Raw genomic sequence first — 20,629 nt, 5'->3', positions numbered from 1 at the left:
GGACGGCCACCGACACGGAAATGCTACGGGAGAAATTCACTATAAAGAATGTATGGGCAAATCAGGCAAGAGCAGGGCGAAAGGCAGGAAGATCGATTTTTACTGACGGTATCTGCCAACGCGGAGATTTTTCGATATCGGGCAAGAAAGACAGGCCGTCTGCCCGGCGATGAAGCCAGATGCAGCTTTGTGCCGGAAGTGGCCGGCCATTGCTCCGCTATCAGAACACTGCCTGAAGGATGACGACGGCGAGAAACGAAAGACCGATGAACGCGGCAACCGAGATGACCAGACGATTGGCCTTTGCCAACACGGCAGGTCTCACATCCCGCTTGGGGTGAAACCGCTGCCGCCGCTTGAGGGTGGTGTGGGACAAGCGTTTTTGCGCCTCTGCCATTTATCGCCTCCGCCTGGATCATTTCAGCCGTTGTACAGCGCTATGTATTTCCTCAGTTTATCACGGCTGGCCAACGGATTGCCAACCGTGATTCCATCCTTGTGGCCACACCGAACCCGTCGTTTCGAGATGGCCTCTAAAACCGGAAGACCGATGCGGATCGACTGTCAGCCTTCGGTGTCCTCGCCCTCGTCGGTCAGATCTTCGACCGGGACCAGGAAAACGACGAACTCGTCGTCGATGGTCCTTTCAGGATCGTCGTCGAATTCATAGGCGTGCTCGACTTCGCTTGCTTCCTCAGCGGTTGCCTTGCGCAGGCTGAGCGTCGCCTTGCGGTCCCACAGGGGTTTGCCCTCGGATTCGAGAATGGTCAGGTCGTCGCGAAAATCTTCCGCCTCGAAGAAGTGCGTCGCTTCCTCATGGTTTCGCGAGCGAAAACTGGCAACGGCACGGCCGGCGATTTCAACGGTAAAATAGTCCATCCATCTCTCTCATCTTCATGCGGGCGACAGCGCTGCCGCAGGATATTGGCGTGGCCACATCGGTTGTTCGACGCGATGCTTCAAGGTGACCTATCCTACCAGATCCCGGCCCGACAATGGGCGAAAAGATGGGGTGCGCAAGATCGGCCTGTTTTTGCCTTGGTGCGGCAAAAGAAAGCGGCCCGGTTTCCCGGGCCGCCCGCATATCGATGCTTCAAGCGCTATCAGATCAGCTTGGCAAACGCGACTGCCGTATCGGACATGCGGCTGGAGAAGCCCCACTCGTTGTCGTACCAGGACAGCACGCGCACGAAGTTGCCTTCCATGACCTTGGTCTGATCGGTTGCGAAGATCGAGGAGTGGCTGTCGTGGTTGAAGTCACGGGAGACGAGCGGCTCATCGGTGTAGCCGAGGATGCCCTTCAGCTTGCCGTTTGCAGCAGCCTTGATCGCTTCGTTGATTTCGCCGACGGAGGTGGCCTTCTTGGCAACGAACTTGAAGTCGACGACGGAAACGTTCGGCGTCGGAACGCGGATCGAGGTGCCGTCGAGCTTGCCTTTGAGGTGCGGCAGAACGAGGCCGACGGCCTTGGCAGCGCCCGTCGAGGTCGGGATCATCGAGAGAGCGGCAGCGCGGGCGCGATACAGATCCTTGTGCATCGTGTCGAGCGTCGGCTGGTCGCCGGTGTAGGAGTGGATCGTCGTCATGAAGCCGTGGTCGATGCCGACGGCGTCGTCGAGAACCTTCACGACCGGCACCAGGCAGTTGGTGGTGCAGGACGCGTTGGAGATGACCAGATGCTCCTTGGTGAGCTGGTCATGGTTGACGCCGAAGACGACCGTCAGGTCAGCGCCGTCGGCAGGAGCCGAGACGATGACGCGCTTGGCGCCGGCCGTGAGGTGAGCGGCGGCCTTGTCGCGGGCGGTGAAGATGCCGGTGCATTCCATGGCGATGTCGACACCGAGTTCGCGGTGCGGCAGCGTTGCCGGATCCTTGACCGCGGTGACCTTGATCGGCTTGCCGTTGCCGACGATGATCGTGTCACCCTCGACCTTCACCTCTGCCGGGAAGCGGCCGTGGATGGAGTCGTAGCGCAGCAGATGGGCGTTGGTCTCGACCGGGCCGAGGTCGTTGATGGCGACGACTTCGATGTCGGTGCGGCCGGATTCGACAATAGCGCGGAGGACGTTGCGGCCGATGCGGCCGAAACCGTTGATGGCAACCTTGACTGTCATGTTCATTCACTCCCGATAGAGTAGGGCCCGATAGAGCAGGGCCTGGAATTGAGGAGATGGAGAGCGCCTCAAGGCGCTCTCATTAAAGCTTTGCTTCGGCAGCCGCAACGACGGCGTCGGCGGTGATGCCGAAATGCTTGAAGACATCCTTCGCAGGGCCGGAAGCGCCGAAGCCCTTCATGCCGACAAAGTTGCCTTCCGGACCGATGAAGGCATCCCAGCCTTCGCGGACGGCGGCTTCGACGGCGATCTTCACCGGCGAGTTGCCGAGGACTTCCTTGCGATAGGCTTCCGGCTGATCGAAGAACAGTTCGGTGCAGGGAACGGATACGACACGGGTGCTGACACCCTTGCCTTCCAGCGTTGCGCGGGCGGCAACGGCGAGTTCCACTTCCGAACCGGATGCGAAGATCGTGACCTTGGCGTCGGCGTGACCCGCGAGCGTATAGGCGCCGAGTTCGCAGAGGTTCTTCTCATTGTACTCGGTGCGGACGGTCGTCAGGTTCTGACGTGTCAGAGCCAGAGCGGACGGATGATCCTTGCTTTTCATGGCGATCTGCCAGCATTCCGCGGTTTCGACTGCGTCGGCCGGGCGGAAGACGCGCAGATTAGGCACCGCACGCAGGCCGGCGATCTGTTCGACCGGCTGATGGGTCGGCCCGTCCTCGCCGACGCCGATCGAGTCGTGGGTCAGCACGTGGATGACACGGATGCCCATGAGCGAGGCGAGGCGGATCGGCGGACGGCAATAATCGGAGAAGATCAGGAAGCCGCCGCCGTAGGGAATGAGACCACCGTGCAGAGCGATGCCGTTCATGGCCGAGGCCATGCCGTGCTCGCGGATACCCCAATGCATGTAACGACCGGCGAAATCCGTCGGCGTGATCGAGTGCATCTGGCTGGTCTTGGTATTGTTCGACGGCGTCAGGTCGGCGGAGCCGCCGAGCGTTTCCGGCACGAAGCCGTTGATGACTTCAAGTGCGTCTTCGGATGCCTTGCGGGAGGCGATCGTCGGCTTGGTTTCGGCAAGCTTCTTCTTGTAGTCGTCGATGGCCTTGTCGAAGCCTTCAGGCAGGTCTCCGGCAAAACGGCGGCTGAACTCGGCCTTGGCAGGCGACTTGGCAAGCGTCTCTTCCCATGCCTTGACGATATTGTCGGAACGAGTGCCGGCTGCGCGCCATTCCTCAAGAAGATCGGAGGGGATGACGAAGGGCTCGTAATCCCAGTTCAGCGCCTTGCGGGCGGCGGCGATTTCCTCGGCGCCGAGCGGGTTGCCGTGCACCTTGTGGGAGCCCTGCTTGTTCGGAGCACCGAAGCCGATGATCGTCTTGCAGGCGATGAAGGTCGGGCGGTCGGAGTTGTGGGCGGCTTCGATCGCAGCGGCGATGGCGGCCTGGTCGTGACCGTCGATCTCGATCGTATTCCAGTGAACAGCCTTGAAGCGGGCGATCTGGTCGGTGGAGTCCGACAGCGAGACGGCGCCGTCGATGGTGATCGAGTTGTTATCCCAGAAGAGGATCAGCTTGTTCAGCTTCAGATGGCCGGCAAGCGCGATCGCCTCATGGCTGATGCCTTCCATCAGGCAGCCGTCGCCATTGATGACGTAGGTATAGTGATCCTGCAGCTCCGCGCCGAATTCCTCGCGCAGCTTACGCTCAGCGATCGCCATGCCGACGGCATTGGCAATGCCCTGGCCGAGCGGGCCTGTGGTGGTTTCGATGCCCGTGGCATGACCGTATTCCGGATGGCCGGCGGTCTTCGAGCCGAGCTGACGAAACTGCTTCAGATCCTCGACCGTCATGTCGGGGTAACCGGTCAAATACAGCAGCGAGTAGAGCAGCATCGAGCCGTGACCGGCGGAAAGAACGAAGCGGTCGCGGTTCGGCCAATGCGGCTTCTTGGGGTCGAAGCGCAGATACTTGGTGAAAAGGACCGTTGCCACGTCAGCCATGCCCATCGGCATGCCAGGGTGGCCGGAATTCGCCTTTTCAACGGCATCCATGGCGAGGAAGCGGATCGCATTCGCCATCCGGTCATTTTGTTGGAGAGAGGTCATGGCTTTTCTGCAAACTCCGGGTGTCGGGGGATGGCCTCGAGCCTCCAAGACCATCGAGTGAAAGCGGCTGAGACATAGCAGTTGGGGCTGGCAAGTCAATAAATGGCGGGCCAAATCCGGGTGGCCCGCAGTGTTTTTTGACATTTGATCGCGCGGTTGCACAAAAGTCGAATCTTGCGTCGCGGACGTGCGGAAAGCATTCATCCACAAGATAGGCCGGTGGGCAGATGACGGGATTTATTGACGGGCCGTCGGCGAGCTGCATATCCTCTTGATATGACAGGATCGGCGCAGAGGGCCGATTCGCAGATCCTGCACGGGAATCGAAAAGGCATGACGCCCACGGGCAAAACCATGGAAGCAGCGCTCAACGAGCTGAGACAGGCGATTTCGAACCTCGAAAATGCCGTCGACATGCGCATCGAGCGGCAGCGTGAGCAGGGCGAGATCGAGGGCGAGGTTCGGCGCGTGCATGCCGACCGTTCGCGGCTGGCGCAGGAGCTCGACCAGGCTGAATTCCGTGCCAACCGGCTGGAGGAGGTCAACCGCGAGGTGTCGCGGCGGCTGGTGACGGCGATGGAAACGATCCGCGCTGTTCTGGATCGCTGATAGAAAGAGTATGGCATGGCGCAGGTGACGGTAACGATCGACGGCAAGGCCTATCGCATGGCCTGCGAGGAAGGGCAGGAGGAACACCTGACCGATCTCGCCATCCGCTTCGACCACTATGTCGCCCATCTCAAGGGTCAGTTCGGCGAAATCGGCGATCTCAGGATCACCGTCATGGCCGGCATCATGATCATGGACGAGATTTCCGAGCTGACGCGCCGCGTTGCCGGGCTGGAATCCGAACTCGAGTCGCTGCGCGGCAATCGCGACACCGTGCTTGCCGCGACAGCACGCACGGAGGAAAACCTGGCTGCGGCGTTGAGCGAAGTGTCAAGCCGAATCCGCGGCATCACCGACAAGCTGAATGGCCGCGCGGCGCCCGAACTCAATTAAATAGGGACGGCCTGCCGTCGCCACTGGCGCGTCAGCGCAAACGACCTTATATATCGCGATGCGGTCTGCGCCTCTCGACAGGAACCACAATCCCTGGGGCCATACTCGATCCAAAGGGAGCTGTCCCTGGCCAGGCCTGTGGGCCTGGACACACGGCGCCCACCTACGTTTGTAGGCACCCAGGATCGTAAACATCCACCGGTGGTCGTGGATCGCACCCTTCCCTTTTATCGTCGGCAAATACGCCTGATGTGGCGGGCGAACGCGGCTTGCGCGTCCGCCCCTTTCAACGCGTCTATTACTTCTTCAGGCCCGGAAGCGTGACCTGGAAGACCTGGAACATTGTATCGACGTTGGCGCCGCCCTCCGCCTTGTAGGCTGCGCCCACCTGGAAGCCGTCCTGCGTCAGGAAGTCGTTGTCATTGGCGACGAACAGGAAATAGTCGTCCGGCAGGTTCGGATCGAGAACGCTTGCGAGACCCATGGCTTCCCATTTTTCCGACAAATTGTTTTTGTCGTTCGGTGCGCCATTGTGGAGGCCGAAACGGGCAAGATCAGCCTTGTCGTTGAGGTCGATGAAGGGCGTCAGCGTTGCCGGCGTCAGCGAGGGATCGATGGCGCCCTTCGGCGCGATCGGCTTGCCGGCGTCGAAATCGCTGCCGGCGATATCAGTTGCGGCGGAAAGATCGACGACGTTGATCTTGCGGTAGAGCGAGGTGTCACCCTTCACGCCCTGGCCGTTGCCGCTGTCGCGGGAGAGCATCAGGAAGGTCTTGTCGGAAAGGGCGACGATTTCGCTCTCTGCGGCGACCGTCGTCTTGTCCTTGGCATCCTTGAAGACCGGCAGCGGCACGACATATTCGTGCACCAGCTTCAGATGATCGGGGTCGGCGGCGTCATAGACCATGGCGCGGGTGTTCTGGCGGGTCGAGCTGGAATCGCCGCCGTCCTGGCGGGCCGCCGACTGAAGTACAGCGATGATGAACCTACCATCAGGCGTCATCTCCATGCCTTCGAGACCCTGATTGTTCTGGCGGCCGGTCTCCGGGTCCTTCGGATCGGGCGCGGAGGCGCCGGGGCCAGGATTGTTGGAGGCAAAGCTCAGTGCGCCCTTGCGCATCGGCAAAAGCGACTTCGGCGGCTGGGTGGCCGAGAGCAGATGACCGTCGGCCGAGAAGCGATAGATGTAGGGGCCGTATTCGTCGCTGACGAACATGGTGCCGTCGGCCATGCGGATGATTGCCTCGTTGTCGAGCGCGATCTTGCCGTTCACCGCCTGCGGCAGCGGCGGGAAGCTGCCGGCAGCGGGGCGGACACCGGATTCCGGATCGAGACCAGTCATGTCCCCACCCTTGTCATCGAGGAAGAGCATGGAATCGGCAAGCTTTGCGTCGACGCCCGACTGTTCCTTGCCGGCCTCGGGTGCTGCACCCGGAGCGGTCGGGGTCAGGCCAATCGAGATGGTGTTCAGGCGAGGGCGATAATCGACGGTGCCGGCGACGTTGTAACCGCGGTCGGGCAGCAGGTAGAGCGTGCCCTTGTAGCTGGCGCCGTCGCGGCTCCAGGCGGCGGGATCGATCGCCATGCCGGAGCCGGAGCCGAAGGTTTCACCGAATTTGTCGCGCTGGTTGGCCGGGATGCGGCCGACGCCGACCAGGCCCTTGTTGACGAAGGTGAGGCTGCCGACGGTGGCGGAATTCTCAGCGCTCGCAACGGCCGGAATGGCGGCGGATGCCCCGAGAATAGCGGCGAACAGCCGCGATGCATATGGTCTGACGTTCTTCATGAAATAGCCTCTCGGTCAAAAAGCGTTCTTGCAACGGTGCCCGCATGCAAGCTCGACACCGCTTCAAATGAATCCGGCTTTGGATTGAATTTCCTCAGGGCAGAACAAGCCCCGGATTTTCGTCCCCCAATATGCCCGGCTAACGGTCTAAGGCGGGATCGTGATATCTGGATGACGTTTTTGAGAAACTGGTTCGCAAACCGCTACGCGCTTTTGTGCAGCAGCTCTAACCGACCGGATAGGGCCCTTCGGCAAAGACCTCGTCGTGGTAACCCTTGGAGCCGACATCGAGCGCCAGCGGGCTTCGCCATTCCCTGCCGTCGCGCAGGCAATCGAGCAGGAAGCGGAAATCATATCGCGGCTGCCAGCCGAGGTCCCGCCTAGCGCGTTCGTTGACATAGACGCGATCGAGCGTCGGAAACATTTTCCAGCCGTGTTCGGCATAGAGGGCACCGGCACCCGGAAACAGCCGCTCGACAACAGCAGGCGCGCCTTGCCGGATCTCGGCGAGATCGCCTGACGAAAACGGTGTCGTAGCAGAGACGATGTAGCGGCCGAAGCCGATTGCCGGCGCCCTTTCGAGCGCCAGAAGATGGGCAGCGACCACATCGCTGATGTCGACGCGGCGATGGAGCAGCTCGTTGGCCTGAGCATTGTCAGCCGAATAGCGGTTTCGAATATCAGGATCGTCGTCGGTCTCCGGGAAGAAGCGCGAGGTCCGGAGAACGACAACAGGCAGGCGGGACTTGCGGGCGAAGAGTTCGCAGACGCCTTCGGCGGCGAGTTTGGTCACGCCGTAGATATTCCTTGCAACAGGGAGCACGTCCTCTGTGACCCACGCCGCCGGTTCGCCGGCGGCCGGCGTCAATGCGGCACCGAAGGCGCTGGTGGTGCTGGTGAAGACGAAGCTTGAAACACCGGAGGCGGCGGCCTCTTCGAGCAGGTTCAGCGTGCCGCCGACATTGGTGTCGAGGAAATCGCGATTGCCGTGGGTCGCCACATGCGGCTTATGCAGCGTCGCGGCGTGGATGACATGGCGGACGCCAGACATGGCCTGGCTGACGAAGCCGCGGTCGCCGATCGAGCCGACCATGTCGGTAAATGCCGATGGTTTGATATCGATGCCGCGCGCCCACCGGCCTTCCGCCCTCAGAGTGCGCATCAGCGCCTCTCCGAGATGGCCGGCACTTCCCGTCACCAGTATCGTCATCGCATCCTCTCCTGACCCTTCGGCGGCGGACGCTATAAAGACCGGTGTCCGGAGACAACGCATAAATTATGCAGGGGAATGCAGGAAAGCTGCAGGCTCAGTCGATTGTCGTGACGAGGCGGCCGGCGCTGCCGTCGGAAAGCGTGATCCGGTCCCACGTCACCCGGCCGGCTGCGATCGGCATCAATGCATTGTCGTTAGCGCCGGTTTCAAACGTCAGTGACAGGAGCCTGCCTTCATGCCAGCCACGCTCCTCCAGAGACTGTTCGTTGGCGGCGATTTCAGCGGATGCGTAGGAGAAAAGCGAGCGGCCGAGAAAGGCGGCGAGCGGTGCGCGCCATTCCGCCTGGCGCGAGCGGGAGGCGGACAGCAGCCGGTGGGTAACGTCGCAGATCAGATGCACCGGCCGGATGGAATCCTCGACCAGCCGCTTCAGTGCCGCATCGGCCGAGACATGCGGCGGCGAAGCGAAAATCCGCTCCAGCCTGACAGCCTGCTCGGGCGAAAGGGCGAGCTGACCGCGTTCCCAACGCGAAACGGTCGCCTGGTTGACGCTGAGGAGTTCGGCGAGATGCTGCTGCTTCATGCTGCGTAGCAGCCGCATACGGCGTATGCCAGTCCCCGATATCGTCATCTGTCCTGCGCCCCATATTTTCGCCAGCTTACGCTTTCAGCGAACCGGGAGACAAGTTGCTCCGTTATTCCGGCTGGCTTTCCAAATCACTTCTCAATCGGTCGAGGATCGAGAGCGCATGGCCGGCATAGGCGCTGATCCAGCGGTCGTAGATATGTTTGATCGGCAAGCTGTTCAGGTGGTTCCAGCGCTCGCGGCCTTCCTTCCTGGCGATGACCAGGTCGGCTTCCTCCAGCACTTTCAGATGCTGCATCACCGTGCATCGGTCCATCTCGGGAAACGTCTCGCAAAGTGCACCTGTCGTGCGGGGACCGTCCTTCAGGAGGTCGAGAATTTCGCGACGGCGATGATGGGCCAGCGCCTTGAAAACAGGATCGTCTTGTGATTCGCTTAACATGTTATGTTTTTATAACATGATGATATCAGGTGCAATGGAGAAGAGGAGAAGTATCATGTCTCTCGGAATCCGCGTTTCCGGCCGCATCGGCCGTCCCGTCGCCGACGTGTTCGATGCCGTCGTCAACCCGAAGAAGCTCAGCAGCTATTTCACCACGATCGGCGGGGCGAGTGGGCCGCTCGTCCAGGGCACGACGGTGACCTGGTGGAAGGATGCGGCGGTCGAGGTGGTCGAACTCGTACCGGAAAGCCGCATCGTGCTGCGCTGGGACGGCGGCACCGCCGAGGACAAGACGAGGTACAAGACGTTGGTGGAGATGAACTTCAAACCGCTGGAGGATGGCGGCACGCTGGTGACGATCGCCGAGAATGGCTGGCGCGATGACGAGGCCGGCCGGCGCGGCACCTATCTCAACTGCGAGGGCTGGACGCAGATGCTTTGCAGCATGAAGGCTTTTGTCGAATACGGCATCAACCTGCGCGAGGGCATGTATCTCAGCGAAATGAAGGGTGAGCCGGCGAGCGCGCCGGATGTTTGACCAGCAGGCCGGCCTCGAGGAGATCGGCGGCGCATCGCCAGACTTCGCTTGCCTGTCACACTGCGGGTGCTAATTTCCCGAGTCGATACTTCATCTCATTCCGGGAGATTCATTATGCAGCTTGGTATGGTTGGTTTGGGCCGCATGGGCAATTACATGGTCCAGCGGCTGATGCGGGGCGGTCACGAATGCGTGGTCTATGACGCCAGGCCGGAAAGCGTTGCCGAGCTCGCGGGCCTCGGCGCGACCGGCAGCGCCTCGCTGGAAGAATTCGTCTCGAAGCTCACCCATCCCAGAGCGATCTGGCTGATGCTGCCGGCGGCGATCGTCGACAAGGTGCTGGCGAGCCTGGTGCCGCTCTTGCAAAATGGCGACATCGTCATCGACGGCGGCAACTCCTATTACCACGACGACATTCGCCGTGGCGCTGAGCTCATCAGCAAGGGCATCCATTATGTTGACGTCGGCACCAGTGGCGGCGTCTTCGGCCTCGAGCGCGGCTACTGCCTAATGATCGGCGGAGAGAAGGGCACCGTCCAGCACCTTTCCCCGATCTTTGCGGCGCTCGCACCCGGCGCGGGCACCACGGAAGCCTCGCCGAACCGCACCGCCGAAGCAGTTGCGGCCAGCACCGCCGAGCAAGGCTATCTGCATTGCGGCCCGCACGGGGCCGGCCATTTCGTCAAGATGGTGCATAACGGCATCGAATACGGCCTGATGGCTGCTTATGCCGAAGGCCTGAACATCCTGAAACACGCCAATATCGGCGCCGCCTCGCACGTCGCGGATGCGGAAACTGCGCCGCTCGCCCACCCCGAACATTTCCAATACGACTTCAATCTGCAGGACGTCTCGGAAGTCTGGCGCCGCGGTAGTGTCATCACTTCCTGGCTGCTCGATCTCACGGCCGATGCGCTGCATGCCGATCCGGCGCTGTCGAAATATGCGGGCCGCGTCTCCGACAGCGGCGAAGGCCGCTGGACGATCATGGCGGCAATCGACGAAAGCGTGCCGACGCCGGTGCTGAGCGCTGCGCTCTACGGCCGCTTCTCCTCGCGCGACAATGACGAGTTCGCCAACAAGGTGCTGTCGGCGATGCGCGCGGGCTTCGGCGGCCACGTGGAAAAGCCGGCTCCGAAATCCTGAAGGCAGGCAGCTCCCCCAGTCGTTTCGAACAACGCCGTCATTCTGAGGCCAGGGCCTAACGGCCCCGGCCTGGGAGGCGGCGACATCGGCTGCGGCGCATTTTCGGGCGGCATGCACTAGCCATCGGTATGGTTTGCCTACGGCTTGCTGGCGGCACCGGTCGCGAGTATCCATTGCTGAAAAGGGAAATGTCGAGGCTGCTTCGTCCAAGCGGCCGGCACTCCATTGGAGGCGGTCATGGCGCGTGGCAGGGCAGGGGGCTTGAAGGCCGCCATATCGGGTGTGCTGGCTTTCATTGCGCTTGTGGGGGCGGTTTTACCGGGCTTTGCCCAGACGCCACCCGCCCAAGCGCCAGTCGCGACCACCCCGCCGGCGCAGGTGCGTGAGATGATGCAGCTGATGCAGACGCCCGAGGTCAAGCAATGGATGTCGACGCAGATGGCGGCGACGCCTGCGGCAAACGCGGCGGCTGAAAACCAGATGTCGGTCCTGTCGGGCCTGCTGCAGCATGCCCGCCGGCATGTCTCGATGGTCTCCGATGCGGCGATGATGCTGCCTTCGCAGATCGGCAATGCGTCCTCGCTGCTCATGGGTGAAATCGCAGCCAATGGCTGGACACGCATGATAACGCAGTTCCTGGGGATTTTCCTGCTCGGCGGGATCGTCGAAAGCATTGCCCGTTATGCCTTCCGTCGCCGTCGCTATCGGCTCCAGCACATGGCGGGCATGCATCTGGCGCCGCGCGTCATCCCGGCGCTGATCTTTGCAGCAGCAACGGTGCTGACGCTTCTCAGCCTCGGCTGGCCACCGTTCAGCCAGAGCATTGCGATTGTCTGTGTCGTTGCACTCATCGTCCAGCGCTTTACGATCTGCCTCGGCGGTGTGCTGGTCGATCTCATCGGACTGGCGCGGGCCGAGGAAGAACGGCAGGGCATCACCGCTCCTGATATGCCGGGGCATGCCGTCGCACTCTTCTGGTATCGCCGTTGCGCAACCTTCCTCATCTATTTCGTGTTCGGCTGGGCGGTGATCCAGTCGATGGAGCCGCTCGGCTATTCCCCGAGCGTCCGGCTCCTCGTGGGCTACATCCTCGGCATCGGCCTGCTGCTCATCGCGATCGAGGCGGTCTGGTCGCGGCCGAACAAGGACGAAAAGCGCGGGCACGGGATCTCCTGGGCGCTCACCGTCTATTTCCTGCTGCTCTGGAGCCTCTGGGTCTCGGGCTTCAACTGGCTGCTCTGGCTCGGCGTCTACGCGCTGCTGTTGCCGCGGGTGCTCGCCGTCTCGACGCTCGCGGTGAAGTCGCTGCAGCAGACCGAAGCGAGTTTCCTTGCCACGCGCCGCATTGCGACCGTGCTGCTCGACCGCGGCGTGCGTGCGCTGATCATAGCCGTTGCCGCCGTCTGGTTCGGGCGGATGCTCGGCGTCGGCGCCGACACGATGGCCGCCGGCGACACGATGGTCGACAAGATCGCCCGCGGTGTCATCGGCGGTATCGTCATCCTGCTGGCGGCCGACCTGTTTTGGCACGTGGTAAAAGCCTATATCGACGGCCAGTTGCTCGACTCGCCCCTGGACGGCGCTGCCACGGACGAGGAGAAGGCCAAACGCGCGCGGATGCAGACGCTGCTGCCGATCTTCCGCAACATCCTTGCCGTCGTGATCGCCGTCATCGCTGCGCTGATGGTGCTTTCGGGCCTCGGTATCGAGATCGGACCGCTGATCGCCGGTGCCGGCGTCGTCGGCGTCGCGGTCGGCTTTGGCGCGCAGACGATCGTCAAGGACGTCATCAGCGGCATGTTCTATCTCTGGGACGATGCCTTCCGCGTCGGCGAATATATCGAAAGCGGCAGCCACAAGGGTGTGGTCGAAGCCTTCAGCCTGCGCTCGGTGAAACTCAGACACCATCGCGGGCCGCTGACGACGGTGCCTTTCGGCGAACTCGGCGCGGTGAAGAACCTCAACCGCGACTGGACGATCGACAAGATTAGCCTCAACGTCAAATACGACACCGATCTCGTCAAAGCGAAGAAGGTGATCAAGCAGATCGGACAAACGCTGCTCGAAAATCCGGAATTCGGCCCTCATATCATCGAGACGTTGAAGATGAAGGGTGTCGAGCAGTTCGGCGAATTCGCGATCGAGATCCGGCTGTCGATGATGACGAAACCAGGCGAACAATTCGTCATCCGTCGCAACGCGCTGGCGATGATCCGCAATGCCTTCAAGGAAAACGGCATCGAATTCGCCGTGCCGACGGTGCAGGTGGCGGGTGATCGCGACGCGGATGTGGATGCTGCCGTCGCGCGCTACGCTGCGCATGCACGGGCCGGCAGTGAACCGGCCGCATGAGGGCAGGCGCCTTCTGCATGCCGGCTCCTCCGCACATTCCAATCTCCGTCATGGCGGCAAGGCATTCGTAAACTTACGAAAATGCAATGTGATGTTAAGCGCGCCTGCGCAAATTCGCCCCAATTGAGGATGATGGAGGCGCAGGCGGCGGGCTGGGGTAGCGTCGGGCAGGGCTTCATAGAGCTTATATGCCTCTTATGTTACGTCATTTCGGAAATGATTCCCCACCAGCTGGAAATTGCGCGCAGGTAAGAGATGTCGGGTCACGACAATTTGGAAGAAATGGAAGAGACGGACGGTTTTTTCCTCGGGCTTTTCAGACGTTACAGGACGCCGCTGACGGCAGCAGCGACACTGGTGGTCTTCTGCCTCGTCGGTTACGCGATTATGCAGCTCACCAACGAGGTGCGCTATGATGACGTCGTCGATGCACTGGCGGCGACCCGGCCGAGCGCGATTCTGCTCGCGCTGTTCTTCACGGCGCTCAGTTTCCTCTCGCTTGTTTTCTACGATCTCAACGCCATCGAATATATCGGCAAGAAGCTGCCCTTTCCGCACGTGGCGCTGACGGCGTTCAGCGCCTATGCCGTCGGCAATACCGCCGGTTTCGGCGCGCTTTCGGGCGGTGCGATCCGCTACCGAGCCTATACGCGCCTCGGGCTCTCGCCGGAGGATATCGGCCGGATCATCGCTTTCGTCACGCTCTCCTTCGGTCTCGGGCTTGCAGGTGTCGCGGCGATCGCCCTCCTCATCATCGCCGACGAGATCGGGCCGCTCATCGGTGTCAGCGCCTTGCTTCTCCGGGTGATTGCCGGCTCGATCATCGCCATTCTCGGCGCGGCGATGATCATCGGCCGCGAGGGCCGCGCGCTCAATCTCGGCCCTGTGGAAATCCGCCTGCCGGATTCGCGCACCTGGTCGCGCCAGTTCCTTGTCACCGCCTTCGATATCGCCGCTTCGGCCTCCGTGCTTTACGTGCTGCTGCCGCAGACGGCGATCGGCTGGCCGGTCTTCCTCGCCGTCTATGCGATCGCCGTCGGTCTCGGCGTGCTGAGCCATGTTCCGGCCGGTTTGGGTGTGTTCGAAACCGTGATCATCGCGTCGCTCGGCAGCGCGGTGAACATCGATGCCGTGCTCGGATCGCTGGTGATCTACCGGCTCATCTACCATGTGCTGCCGCTTTTGATCGCCGTGCTCGCCGTTTCGGCGGCCGAACTGCGTCGTTTCGTCGATCATCCGGCCGCCTCCAGCATGCGGCGCATCGGCGGGCGGCTGATGCCGCAGCTGCTTTCGGCGCTCGCGCTGCTGCTCGGCGTCATGCTGGTGTTTTCGAGCGTGACGCCGACGCCGGACCAGAATCTCGAATTCCTTTCCAACTATCTGCCGCTGCCGATGGTCGAAGGAGCGCATTTCCTCTCCAGCCTGCTCGGGCTGGCACTCGTCGTCGCTGCGCGCGGCCTCGGCCAGCGGCTCGACGGCGCCTGGTGGGTGGCCGTGTTCTCGGCGCTTGCCGCGCTGACTTTGTCGCTCCTGAAGGCGATCGCGCTTGTCGAAGCTGCTTTTCTGGCCTTCCTGATCTTCGGGCTGTTCGTCAGCCGGCGGCTTTTCACCCGCCACGCGTCGCTGCTCAACCAGGCGCTGACGGCGTCCTGGCTGATGGCGATCGCCGTCATTGTCGTCGGCGCTGTCGTCATCCTGCTCTTCGTCTATCGCGATGTCGAATACAGCAACCAGCTCTGGTGGCAGTTCGAATTCACCGCCGAGGCGCCGCGCGGGCTGCGCGCCGTGCTCGGCATCACCATCATCTCGTCGGCGATCGCCATTTTCAGCCTGCTCCGACCGGCGACCTTCCGGCCGGAACCGGCGACGGAGGAGGCGCTGGTGCGTGCCGTCGAGATCGTCGGCAAGCAGGGCAATGCCGACGCCAATCTGGTGCGCATGGGCGACAAGAGCATCATGTTTTCCGAGAAGGGTGACGCTTTCATCATGTACGGCCGGCAGGGCCGCTCATGGATCGCGCTGTTCGACCCTGTCGGCGATCATCGCGCCGTGCAGGAGCTCGTCTGGCGCTTCGTCGAAGCAGCGCGTGCAGCGGGCTGCCGTGCCGTCTTCTACCAGATCTCGCCGGCGCTGCTTTCCCATTGCGCCGATGCCGGCCTTCGCGCCTTCAAGCTCGGCGAACTGGCGGTGGCGGATCTCAGAACCTTCGAGATGAAGGGCGGCAAATGGGCGAACCTTCGCCAGACGGCGAGCCGCGCCCAGCGCGACGGGCTGGAATTCGCCGTCGTCGAACCCGAGAATGTGCACGAGATCATCGATGATCTCGCCGCTGTTTCCACGGCCTGGCTCGAACATCATAACGCCAAGGAAAAGGGCTTCTCGCTCGGCTCCTTCGATCCCGACTACGTCTCGGCGCAGCCGGTCGGCATCCTGAAAAAAGACGGCAGGATCGTTGCTTTCGCCAATATCCTCGTCACCGAATCCAGGGAGGAGGGCACGATCGATCTCATGCGTTTCTCTCCCGACGCGCCCAAGGGCTCGATGGACTTTCTCTTCGTGCAGATCATGGAATATCTGCGCGGCCAGGGTTTCACCCACTTCAATCTCGGCATGGCACCTCTCTCCGGCATGTCGAAACGCGAGGCGGCGCCCGTCTGGGACCGCATCGGCAGCACCGTTTTCGAACACGGCGAGCGGTTCTATAACTTCAAAGGCCTTCGGGCATTCAAATCCAAGTTTCATCCGCACTGGCAACCGCGTTATCTTGCGGTCTCCGGAGGGGGCAATCCGATGATCGCGTTGATGGACGCGACGTTTCTGATCGGGGGCGGATTGAAAGGGGTAGTGAGAAAATGATCAGAACAATTCTTCTTGCCACAGCATGCGCCTGCATGATCGCGGCCGCACCGGCAAGCGCCGCCGAAGAGACTACACAGGACTTCGAAACCGGGCTTATCCCGTCGCCGCACATCTTCCTGCCGGAGGGCGAGGTCAAGGGCACGGTGATGCTGATCTCGGATGCCGCCGGCTGGGGCGACTATGAGAAGGCCGAAGCCGATAGGCTCGTCGCCGAGGGCGCCGTCGTCATCGGCGTCGACTTCCCCTCGTATATCGAGGCGCTCAATCAGTACGACGTCAGCCTCAATGATGGCTGTATCTACATGGTCTCGGATATCGAATCGCTCAGCCAGCAGGTGCAGCGCGCAACCGGCAACAACGCCTATCATCTTCCGATTGTCGCCGGGATCGGCGAGGGCGGGGCCCTGGCGCTGGCGATTGCCGCGCAGACGCCGGATGCGACGATCGGCCAGACGCTTGCCGTCGATCCGCTCGCCGGGATTCCCCTCACCAAGGAGCTCTGCACGCCGGCTTCCAAGAAAGTGGTCGGCCAGCGCACGGTCTATGGCCTCAGCGAAGGCGCCCTGCCGGATCCTGTCATAACAGTCTTCACGCCCAAGGCCGACAAGGACGGCCGGGCGCATGCCGAGGCGTTGAAGAAGGCCCATTCCGAGATCGAGATCCGCGAATCCACCGACGACGCGCAGACGGTGTTTGCCGATACGCTCGACGATCTCGTCACCGCTTCCGGCGCCTTCGGCAATCCGCTCGGCCTGCCGCTGGCGGTGCTGGAGGCGACGCCCGCCTTCGATACGATGGCGGTGATCTATTCCGGCGACGGCGGCTGGCGCGACATCGACAAGGAAGTCGGCGGCAAGTTGCAGAAGGAAGGCATTCCCGTCGTCGGTATCGATTCGCTCCATTATTTCTGGTCGGAGCGCAAGCCGGAAGAAACTGCCGGCGATCTCTCGAAAATCATCGACTTCTATCGCAAGCAGTGGAAGGTGAAGCACGTGCTGCTTGTCGGCTACTCCTTCGGCGCCGATGTCGTGCCGGCGACCTACCAGCTCCTCAAGCCGGCCGAGAAGTCCGCGGTGGCGCAATTGTCGCTGCTGTCGCTGTCGCATCAAGTCGACTACGTCATCTCTGTTCTCGGCTGGCTCGGCCAGAAGACCGAAGGGGCGGGAGGCGATCCCATCGCCGATCTGAAGAACGTCGATCCGAAGCTCGTGCAATGCATCTACGGCAAGGACGATGATGACGATGTCGCCTGTCCGGCGCTGAAGGATAGCGGCGCCGAAGTCGTCGAACTGCCCGGCGATCATCACTTCGACGAGAACTACGACCTCCTCACCAAGTCGATCATCGACGGGCTGAAGAAGCGGCTGCAGGATTAGAGGCAGCGCTTGATTCACATAACCCGGAAATCGATTTCGATTTCCGGGTTATGTGCTACCGCATCAGCTTTTCTTCGCTCCAGCCGAGCTCCGCGACTTCCCTGCCGCGAAACCGCGCATCGTCGGCGACGATGAATTCGTCGAGCTGCGGCGGCGCGACGCTGGTGCCGGCAAGCATCGCATGCACTTGGCCGCGATGATGCGTCTGATGCTGGAAGAGATGGGCGAGCACGTCTTCCAGCCGTTCCTCCTGGATGCGGTCGCCACGGTGGAGGCTGACGATGGAGATCAGCCTTTCCGGCGCCAGCGCCTCGCATAGCGCAACCAGGCGCTGATCGACCTTTGCCTGCGCTTGCGCCAGCGATGCGACATCATCAAAGGGTTCGTCGATCTCGAAGGCCTTGAGCCCGAGCGTGCCGCCTTCCATGCCATCGACATAGAACCAGTCGACCGTGATGATGTGGTTCAAGGTTTCCTTGATCGAGGGGAAGAAGCTCGTGCGCTGCGCTTCGAATTCGCCGGGCTTCAATGCCGCGCAGGCCTGAAGCAGACGGTGGTTGGCAAGGGCATTGTTATAGGCGAGTTTGCGAAATGCCCTGACGGGATCGAAGCTCGGCATCGGCGCATCTCCTCTTCGCGCTGTTGGACTTGCCTGCGTCAGTTCTTGTCGTCGAGATTGCCGTCGCGCCAGACGAGATGACGTGGCGTCGCGGGCAGGGCCTCGATTTCATCGGCGATGAAATAGGGCGGGATATCGAGTTCGGTCAGGGCCTTGCGCGTCGCCGGCATCCATTTGAATTCGAGATGATTGTCGCCGTCTTCGACGCGGTGGATGATCTCTTCCGGCCGGAAGGGGAATTCCGGCGGGATCTCCATCAGATAATAGAGGCCGAGCTCGTGCCAGTCGCGCTGTTCGTAGTGGAAAAAATTCTCGACGATCCAGAGCAGGCGGGTGACGGTGACTTCGACGCCGAGTTCCTCCACCATCTCCCGTTTCAACGTCTCCTCCGACGTTTCGCCGATTTCGGCCGTGCCGCCTGGAAAGGTCCAGAAGGGCTCGTGCACGGCGCGATGAACGAGCACGTGGCCGTCGCGAAAGCCGAGACCGGCGATGCGGTGGTTGAAACGCGCAGCGCCCGCAGTCAGGCGGATGTGAGTGCGCTTGGTCATGTCATTCTTATCCAAGATCGATCACGACGATTTCCGGCGGCACGCCGAAGCGGACCGGCGCAATGGAGCAGCCGAGGCCGCCCGATACAATGATATTACGCCCCTCTTCGACGATGTGGCCATAGGCGTAGCGATTGCCGTAACACGAGGGCACGATCGGCGAACGGCCGAGGAAGCGGATCTGCCCGCCATGGGTGTGGCCCGACAGCGTCAGCGAGACCCGCTCGGGCACGCGCGGAAAGATATCAGGCTCGTGGGCAAGCAGGATGACGGGCGCATCGTCGGTGACCTGAGCCAATGTTCCATCGAGATCGTCAAGGCCGAGGATCTGCGTGCGGCCCCATTTCCTGCCGGGCAGCAGCGCCAGCTGATCTTCAAGGCCGGCGAGCCAGAAGCCGTGTCCGTCCTTTTCGAGCCGAACGGCGCGGTTGCCGTAAACGGGGATGCCGACATCGGCGAGGGCACGGTGTCCGAAGGTTTCCATCCCGCCGTTCTTCTGGGCGGCTCTGTCCTCCCACCAATCGTGATTGCCCATGATCGCATGGACGCCGAGAGGGGCGTGCAAGGTGGAAAGCGCCTTGGACCATTGGCTCGAATGCACGTATTGCGTCACCATGTTCATGCCGGCGGCATAATCACCGAGCAGGACGGTCACGTCGCCTTCGAGCTCGTTTGCCCTGCGACAGATCGCGGCAATGCGGCTTGCCGACATCCAGGGTTCGCAAGCATGGAGATCGGCGAGCGCGACGACGCGGAGCTTGAGGCCCGGCGTCCATCCCGGCGGCGTCAGCCGGTAGCGAGTGATGTTGAGCCGCGCGAGGGGTTCATAGGCAAAGGCGTAGCCGCCGAGCGACATGACGCCCGCAACGCTGCCGCCGAGAACTTTGAAAAATCCGCGGCGGGTGATCACTCAGTCGTCCTCCTGGAACAGCCGGAACTGCGCCGCCTCCAGATCCTTGGGCGGCTGCATTCCCAGATGTTTCCACGCGATTGCGGTCAGAACGCGGCCGCGTGGCGTACGCTGAATGAAACCCTGCTGAATCATATAGGGCTCGATGATGTCCTCGATCGCGTCGCGCGGCTCGGAAAGGCCGGCAGCGATGGTTTCGATGCCGACCGGGCCGCCGCCGAAATTGACGGCAATCATATTGAGGTAGCGCTTGTCGAGCTGGTCGAAACCGACATTGTCGACGAGCAGCCGGGTCAGCGCCTCGTCGGCGATCTCGCGGGTGACGGCTTCGGCCCTTGCCACCTCGGCGAAATCACGCACGCGCCGCAGCAGCCGTCCGGCGATGCGGGGGGTACCGCGGGCGCGTCTTGCGATCTCGCGCGCACCTTCTTCGGTTATCGGCAGGTTCATCAGCCGCGCGCCGCGGCGCACGATCAGTTCCAGCTCCTCGACGGTGTAGAAGCTGAGCCGCACCGGGATGCCGAAGCGGTCGCGCAGTGGCGTCGTCAGCAGGCCGAGACGGGTGGTGGCCGCAACCAGCGTGAATTTCGACAGATCGATCTTCACTGAGCGCGCGGCAGGGCCTTCGCCGATAATGAGGTCGAGCTGGAAATCCTCCATGGCGGGATAGAGGATTTCCTCGACGGCGGGATTGAGGCGGTGAATCTCGTCGATGAAGAGCACGTCGCGCTCTTCGAGATTGGTGAGCAGCGCGGCGAGATCGCCGGCCTTGGCGATCACGGGGCCTGAGGTCGAGCGGAAATTGACGCCCAGCTCCTTCGCCATGATCTGCGCCAGCGTCGTTTTGCCGAGGCCGGGCGGGCCGACGAAGAGCACATGGTCGAGCGCCTCGCCGCGGTTCTTTGCCGCCTCGATGAAGACCTTGAGATTGGCGCGCGCCTCTGCCTGGCCGGTGAATTCGTCCAGCGATTGCGGGCGCAGGGTGATGTCGAGATCTTCGCCCCGCTTTTCCGGCGATATCAGGCGGGCGGGTTCGCTCATGCTCTCATTCCGTTTTGAAACCTGTCACACCAATACAC

Annotated in this window: 19 protein-coding genes and 1 other RNA gene; 8 read left to right on the top strand and 12 right to left on the bottom strand. The window is 62.1% G+C overall.

From position 1 onward, the window contains the following. Window positions 1–220: 220 nt before the first annotated feature. The 4 genes from EFB14_RS32925 to tkt form a co-directional block, all read right to left on the bottom strand. The gene (locus tag EFB14_RS32925; RefSeq protein WP_164737539.1) at window positions 221–397 is read right to left on the bottom strand and encodes a hypothetical protein; all 177 of its coding nucleotides are present in this window, start codon (window positions 395–397) and stop codon (window positions 221–223) included. A 167-nt stretch (window positions 398–564) separates the two neighbouring features. Further along, complete coding sequence (locus EFB14_RS16150; protein ID WP_126826980.1) at window positions 565–879, bottom strand: hypothetical protein; 315 nt, start codon at window positions 877–879, stop codon at window positions 565–567. 224 nt (window positions 880–1,103) lie between these two features. Next, window positions 1,104–2,114, bottom strand: coding sequence for a type I glyceraldehyde-3-phosphate dehydrogenase (gene gap, locus EFB14_RS16145; protein ID WP_126826976.1), 1,011 nt, complete (start codon window positions 2,112–2,114; stop codon window positions 1,104–1,106). 82 nt (window positions 2,115–2,196) lie between these two features. Next, the gene (gene tkt, locus EFB14_RS16140) at window positions 2,197–4,170 is read right to left on the bottom strand and encodes a transketolase (RefSeq protein ID WP_126826973.1); all 1,974 of its coding nucleotides are present in this window, start codon (window positions 4,168–4,170) and stop codon (window positions 2,197–2,199) included. A 333-nt stretch (window positions 4,171–4,503) separates the two neighbouring features. Here tkt and EFB14_RS16135 point away from each other — a divergent pair, with 333 nt between their 5' ends. From EFB14_RS16135 to ssrS, 3 genes are all read left to right on the top strand, one after another. Next, entirely contained in the window at window positions 4,504–4,779 is a 276-nt protein-coding gene (locus EFB14_RS16135) for a DUF4164 domain-containing protein (protein ID WP_125847080.1), read from the top strand. A gap of 15 nt (window positions 4,780–4,794) precedes the next feature. Beyond that, window positions 4,795–5,172 carry a cell division protein ZapA gene (locus EFB14_RS16130; RefSeq protein ID WP_125847082.1) on the top strand — a complete coding sequence of 126 codons (378 nt, stop codon included), beginning with the start codon at window positions 4,795–4,797 and terminating at the stop codon, window positions 5,170–5,172. 59 nt (window positions 5,173–5,231) lie between these two features. Continuing rightward, window positions 5,232–5,390: non-coding RNA, 6S RNA (gene ssrS, locus EFB14_RS16125), on the top strand. Between the two features lie 80 nt (window positions 5,391–5,470). Here ssrS and EFB14_RS16120 read toward each other — a convergent pair. The 4 genes from EFB14_RS16120 to EFB14_RS16105 form a co-directional block, all read right to left on the bottom strand. Further along, complete coding sequence (locus tag EFB14_RS16120) at window positions 5,471–6,958, bottom strand: esterase-like activity of phytase family protein (protein ID WP_126826970.1); 1,488 nt, start codon at window positions 6,956–6,958, stop codon at window positions 5,471–5,473. Window positions 6,959–7,184: 226 nt separating this feature from the next. Further along, window positions 7,185–8,168, bottom strand: coding sequence for an NAD-dependent epimerase/dehydratase family protein (locus EFB14_RS16115; RefSeq protein WP_126826967.1), 984 nt, complete (start codon window positions 8,166–8,168; stop codon window positions 7,185–7,187). 97 nt (window positions 8,169–8,265) lie between these two features. Next, window positions 8,266–8,802, bottom strand: a complete 537-nt coding sequence (locus EFB14_RS16110; RefSeq protein ID WP_126826965.1) for a helix-turn-helix domain-containing protein — start codon at window positions 8,800–8,802, stop codon at window positions 8,266–8,268. Between the two features lie 64 nt (window positions 8,803–8,866). Then, window positions 8,867–9,199: an ArsR/SmtB family transcription factor gene (locus tag EFB14_RS16105; protein ID WP_126826962.1), complete on the bottom strand. Its 333-nt coding sequence runs from the start codon at window positions 9,197–9,199 to the stop codon at window positions 8,867–8,869. 55 nt (window positions 9,200–9,254) lie between these two features. Here EFB14_RS16105 and EFB14_RS16100 point away from each other — a divergent pair, with 55 nt between their 5' ends. The 5 genes from EFB14_RS16100 to EFB14_RS16080 all read left to right on the top strand — a co-directional run bounded on the left by EFB14_RS16100 (window position 9,255) and on the right by EFB14_RS16080 (window position 17,470). Next, window positions 9,255–9,737, top strand: a complete 483-nt coding sequence (locus EFB14_RS16100) for an SRPBCC domain-containing protein (protein WP_126826959.1) — start codon at window positions 9,255–9,257, stop codon at window positions 9,735–9,737. A gap of 114 nt (window positions 9,738–9,851) precedes the next feature. Then, window positions 9,852–10,883 carry a phosphogluconate dehydrogenase (NAD(+)-dependent, decarboxylating) gene (gene gnd, locus EFB14_RS16095; RefSeq protein WP_126826956.1) on the top strand — a complete coding sequence of 344 codons (1,032 nt, stop codon included), beginning with the start codon at window positions 9,852–9,854 and terminating at the stop codon, window positions 10,881–10,883. A 237-nt stretch (window positions 10,884–11,120) separates the two neighbouring features. Continuing rightward, window positions 11,121–13,235, top strand: a complete 2,115-nt coding sequence (locus EFB14_RS16090) for a mechanosensitive ion channel family protein (RefSeq protein WP_126826953.1) — start codon at window positions 11,121–11,123, stop codon at window positions 13,233–13,235. A gap of 255 nt (window positions 13,236–13,490) precedes the next feature. Further along, window positions 13,491–16,091, top strand: coding sequence for a bifunctional lysylphosphatidylglycerol flippase/synthetase MprF (mprF, locus tag EFB14_RS16085; protein WP_126826950.1), 2,601 nt, complete (start codon window positions 13,491–13,493; stop codon window positions 16,089–16,091). Then, on the top strand, window positions 16,088–17,470 hold the full coding sequence (locus tag EFB14_RS16080) for a virulence factor family protein (protein ID WP_126826947.1): 1,383 nt from the start codon (window positions 16,088–16,090) through the stop codon (window positions 17,468–17,470). The genes mprF and EFB14_RS16080 overlap by 4 nt, the downstream gene beginning before the upstream one ends. Window positions 17,471–17,525: 55 nt before the next feature. On the opposite strand, the gene EFB14_RS16075 is transcribed toward EFB14_RS16080, so the two are convergent. The 4 genes from EFB14_RS16075 to ruvB are packed head-to-tail and all read right to left on the bottom strand — an operon-like array spanning window position 17,526 to window position 20,591. Continuing rightward, window positions 17,526–18,089, bottom strand: coding sequence for a DinB family protein (locus tag EFB14_RS16075; protein ID WP_126826944.1), 564 nt, complete (start codon window positions 18,087–18,089; stop codon window positions 17,526–17,528). 38 nt (window positions 18,090–18,127) lie between these two features. Next, entirely contained in the window at window positions 18,128–18,640 is a 513-nt protein-coding gene (locus EFB14_RS16070) for an NUDIX hydrolase (protein ID WP_126826941.1), read from the bottom strand. A gap of 7 nt (window positions 18,641–18,647) precedes the next feature. Then, window positions 18,648–19,550, bottom strand: a complete 903-nt coding sequence (locus EFB14_RS16065) for a metallophosphoesterase (RefSeq protein ID WP_126826937.1) — start codon at window positions 19,548–19,550, stop codon at window positions 18,648–18,650. Further along, on the bottom strand, window positions 19,551–20,591 hold the full coding sequence (gene ruvB / locus EFB14_RS16060; RefSeq protein WP_125847107.1) for a Holliday junction branch migration DNA helicase RuvB: 1,041 nt from the start codon (window positions 20,589–20,591) through the stop codon (window positions 19,551–19,553). Window positions 20,592–20,629: the final 38 nt, after the last annotated feature.

The organism is Rhizobium fabae (assembly GCF_003985135.1).
Lineage (GTDB): Bacteria > Pseudomonadota > Alphaproteobacteria > Rhizobiales > Rhizobiaceae > Rhizobium > Rhizobium pisi.
This window is presented reverse-complemented; position numbering and strand designations above follow the sequence as displayed.

What these genes read in the sequence shown, in the direction of transcription:
- ruvB (WP_125847107.1), bottom strand. Translation starts at nt 20,591, where the DNA reads ATGAGCGAACCCGCCCGCCTGATATCGCCGGAAAAGCGGGGCGAAGAT.
- EFB14_RS16150 (WP_126826980.1), bottom strand. Translation starts at nt 879, where the DNA reads ATGGACTATTTTACCGTTGAAATCGCCGGCCGTGCCGTTGCCAGTTTT.
- EFB14_RS16100 (WP_126826959.1), top strand. Translation starts at nt 9,255, where the DNA reads ATGTCTCTCGGAATCCGCGTTTCCGGCCGCATCGGCCGTCCCGTCGCC.
- EFB14_RS16115 (WP_126826967.1), bottom strand. Translation starts at nt 8,168, where the DNA reads ATGACGATACTGGTGACGGGAAGTGCCGGCCATCTCGGAGAGGCGCTG.
- gap (WP_126826976.1), bottom strand. Translation starts at nt 2,114, where the DNA reads ATGACAGTCAAGGTTGCCATCAACGGTTTCGGCCGCATCGGCCGCAAC.
- EFB14_RS16105 (WP_126826962.1), bottom strand. Translation starts at nt 9,199, where the DNA reads ATGTTAAGCGAATCACAAGACGATCCTGTTTTCAAGGCGCTGGCCCAT.
- EFB14_RS16110 (WP_126826965.1), bottom strand. Translation starts at nt 8,802, where the DNA reads ATGACGATATCGGGGACTGGCATACGCCGTATGCGGCTGCTACGCAGC.
- EFB14_RS16080 (WP_126826947.1), top strand. Translation starts at nt 16,088, where the DNA reads ATGATCAGAACAATTCTTCTTGCCACAGCATGCGCCTGCATGATCGCG.
- tkt (WP_126826973.1), bottom strand. Translation starts at nt 4,170, where the DNA reads ATGACCTCTCTCCAACAAAATGACCGGATGGCGAATGCGATCCGCTTC.
- mprF (WP_126826950.1), top strand. Translation starts at nt 13,491, where the DNA reads ATGTCGGGTCACGACAATTTGGAAGAAATGGAAGAGACGGACGGTTTT.
- EFB14_RS16090 (WP_126826953.1), top strand. Translation starts at nt 11,121, where the DNA reads ATGGCGCGTGGCAGGGCAGGGGGCTTGAAGGCCGCCATATCGGGTGTG.
- gnd (WP_126826956.1), top strand. Translation starts at nt 9,852, where the DNA reads ATGCAGCTTGGTATGGTTGGTTTGGGCCGCATGGGCAATTACATGGTC.
- EFB14_RS16135 (WP_125847080.1), top strand. Translation starts at nt 4,504, where the DNA reads ATGACGCCCACGGGCAAAACCATGGAAGCAGCGCTCAACGAGCTGAGA.
- EFB14_RS32925 (WP_164737539.1), bottom strand. Translation starts at nt 397, where the DNA reads ATGGCAGAGGCGCAAAAACGCTTGTCCCACACCACCCTCAAGCGGCGG.
- EFB14_RS16075 (WP_126826944.1), bottom strand. Translation starts at nt 18,089, where the DNA reads ATGCCGAGCTTCGATCCCGTCAGGGCATTTCGCAAACTCGCCTATAAC.
- EFB14_RS16130 (WP_125847082.1), top strand. Translation starts at nt 4,795, where the DNA reads ATGGCGCAGGTGACGGTAACGATCGACGGCAAGGCCTATCGCATGGCC.
- EFB14_RS16070 (WP_126826941.1), bottom strand. Translation starts at nt 18,640, where the DNA reads ATGACCAAGCGCACTCACATCCGCCTGACTGCGGGCGCTGCGCGTTTC.
- EFB14_RS16120 (WP_126826970.1), bottom strand. Translation starts at nt 6,958, where the DNA reads ATGAAGAACGTCAGACCATATGCATCGCGGCTGTTCGCCGCTATTCTC.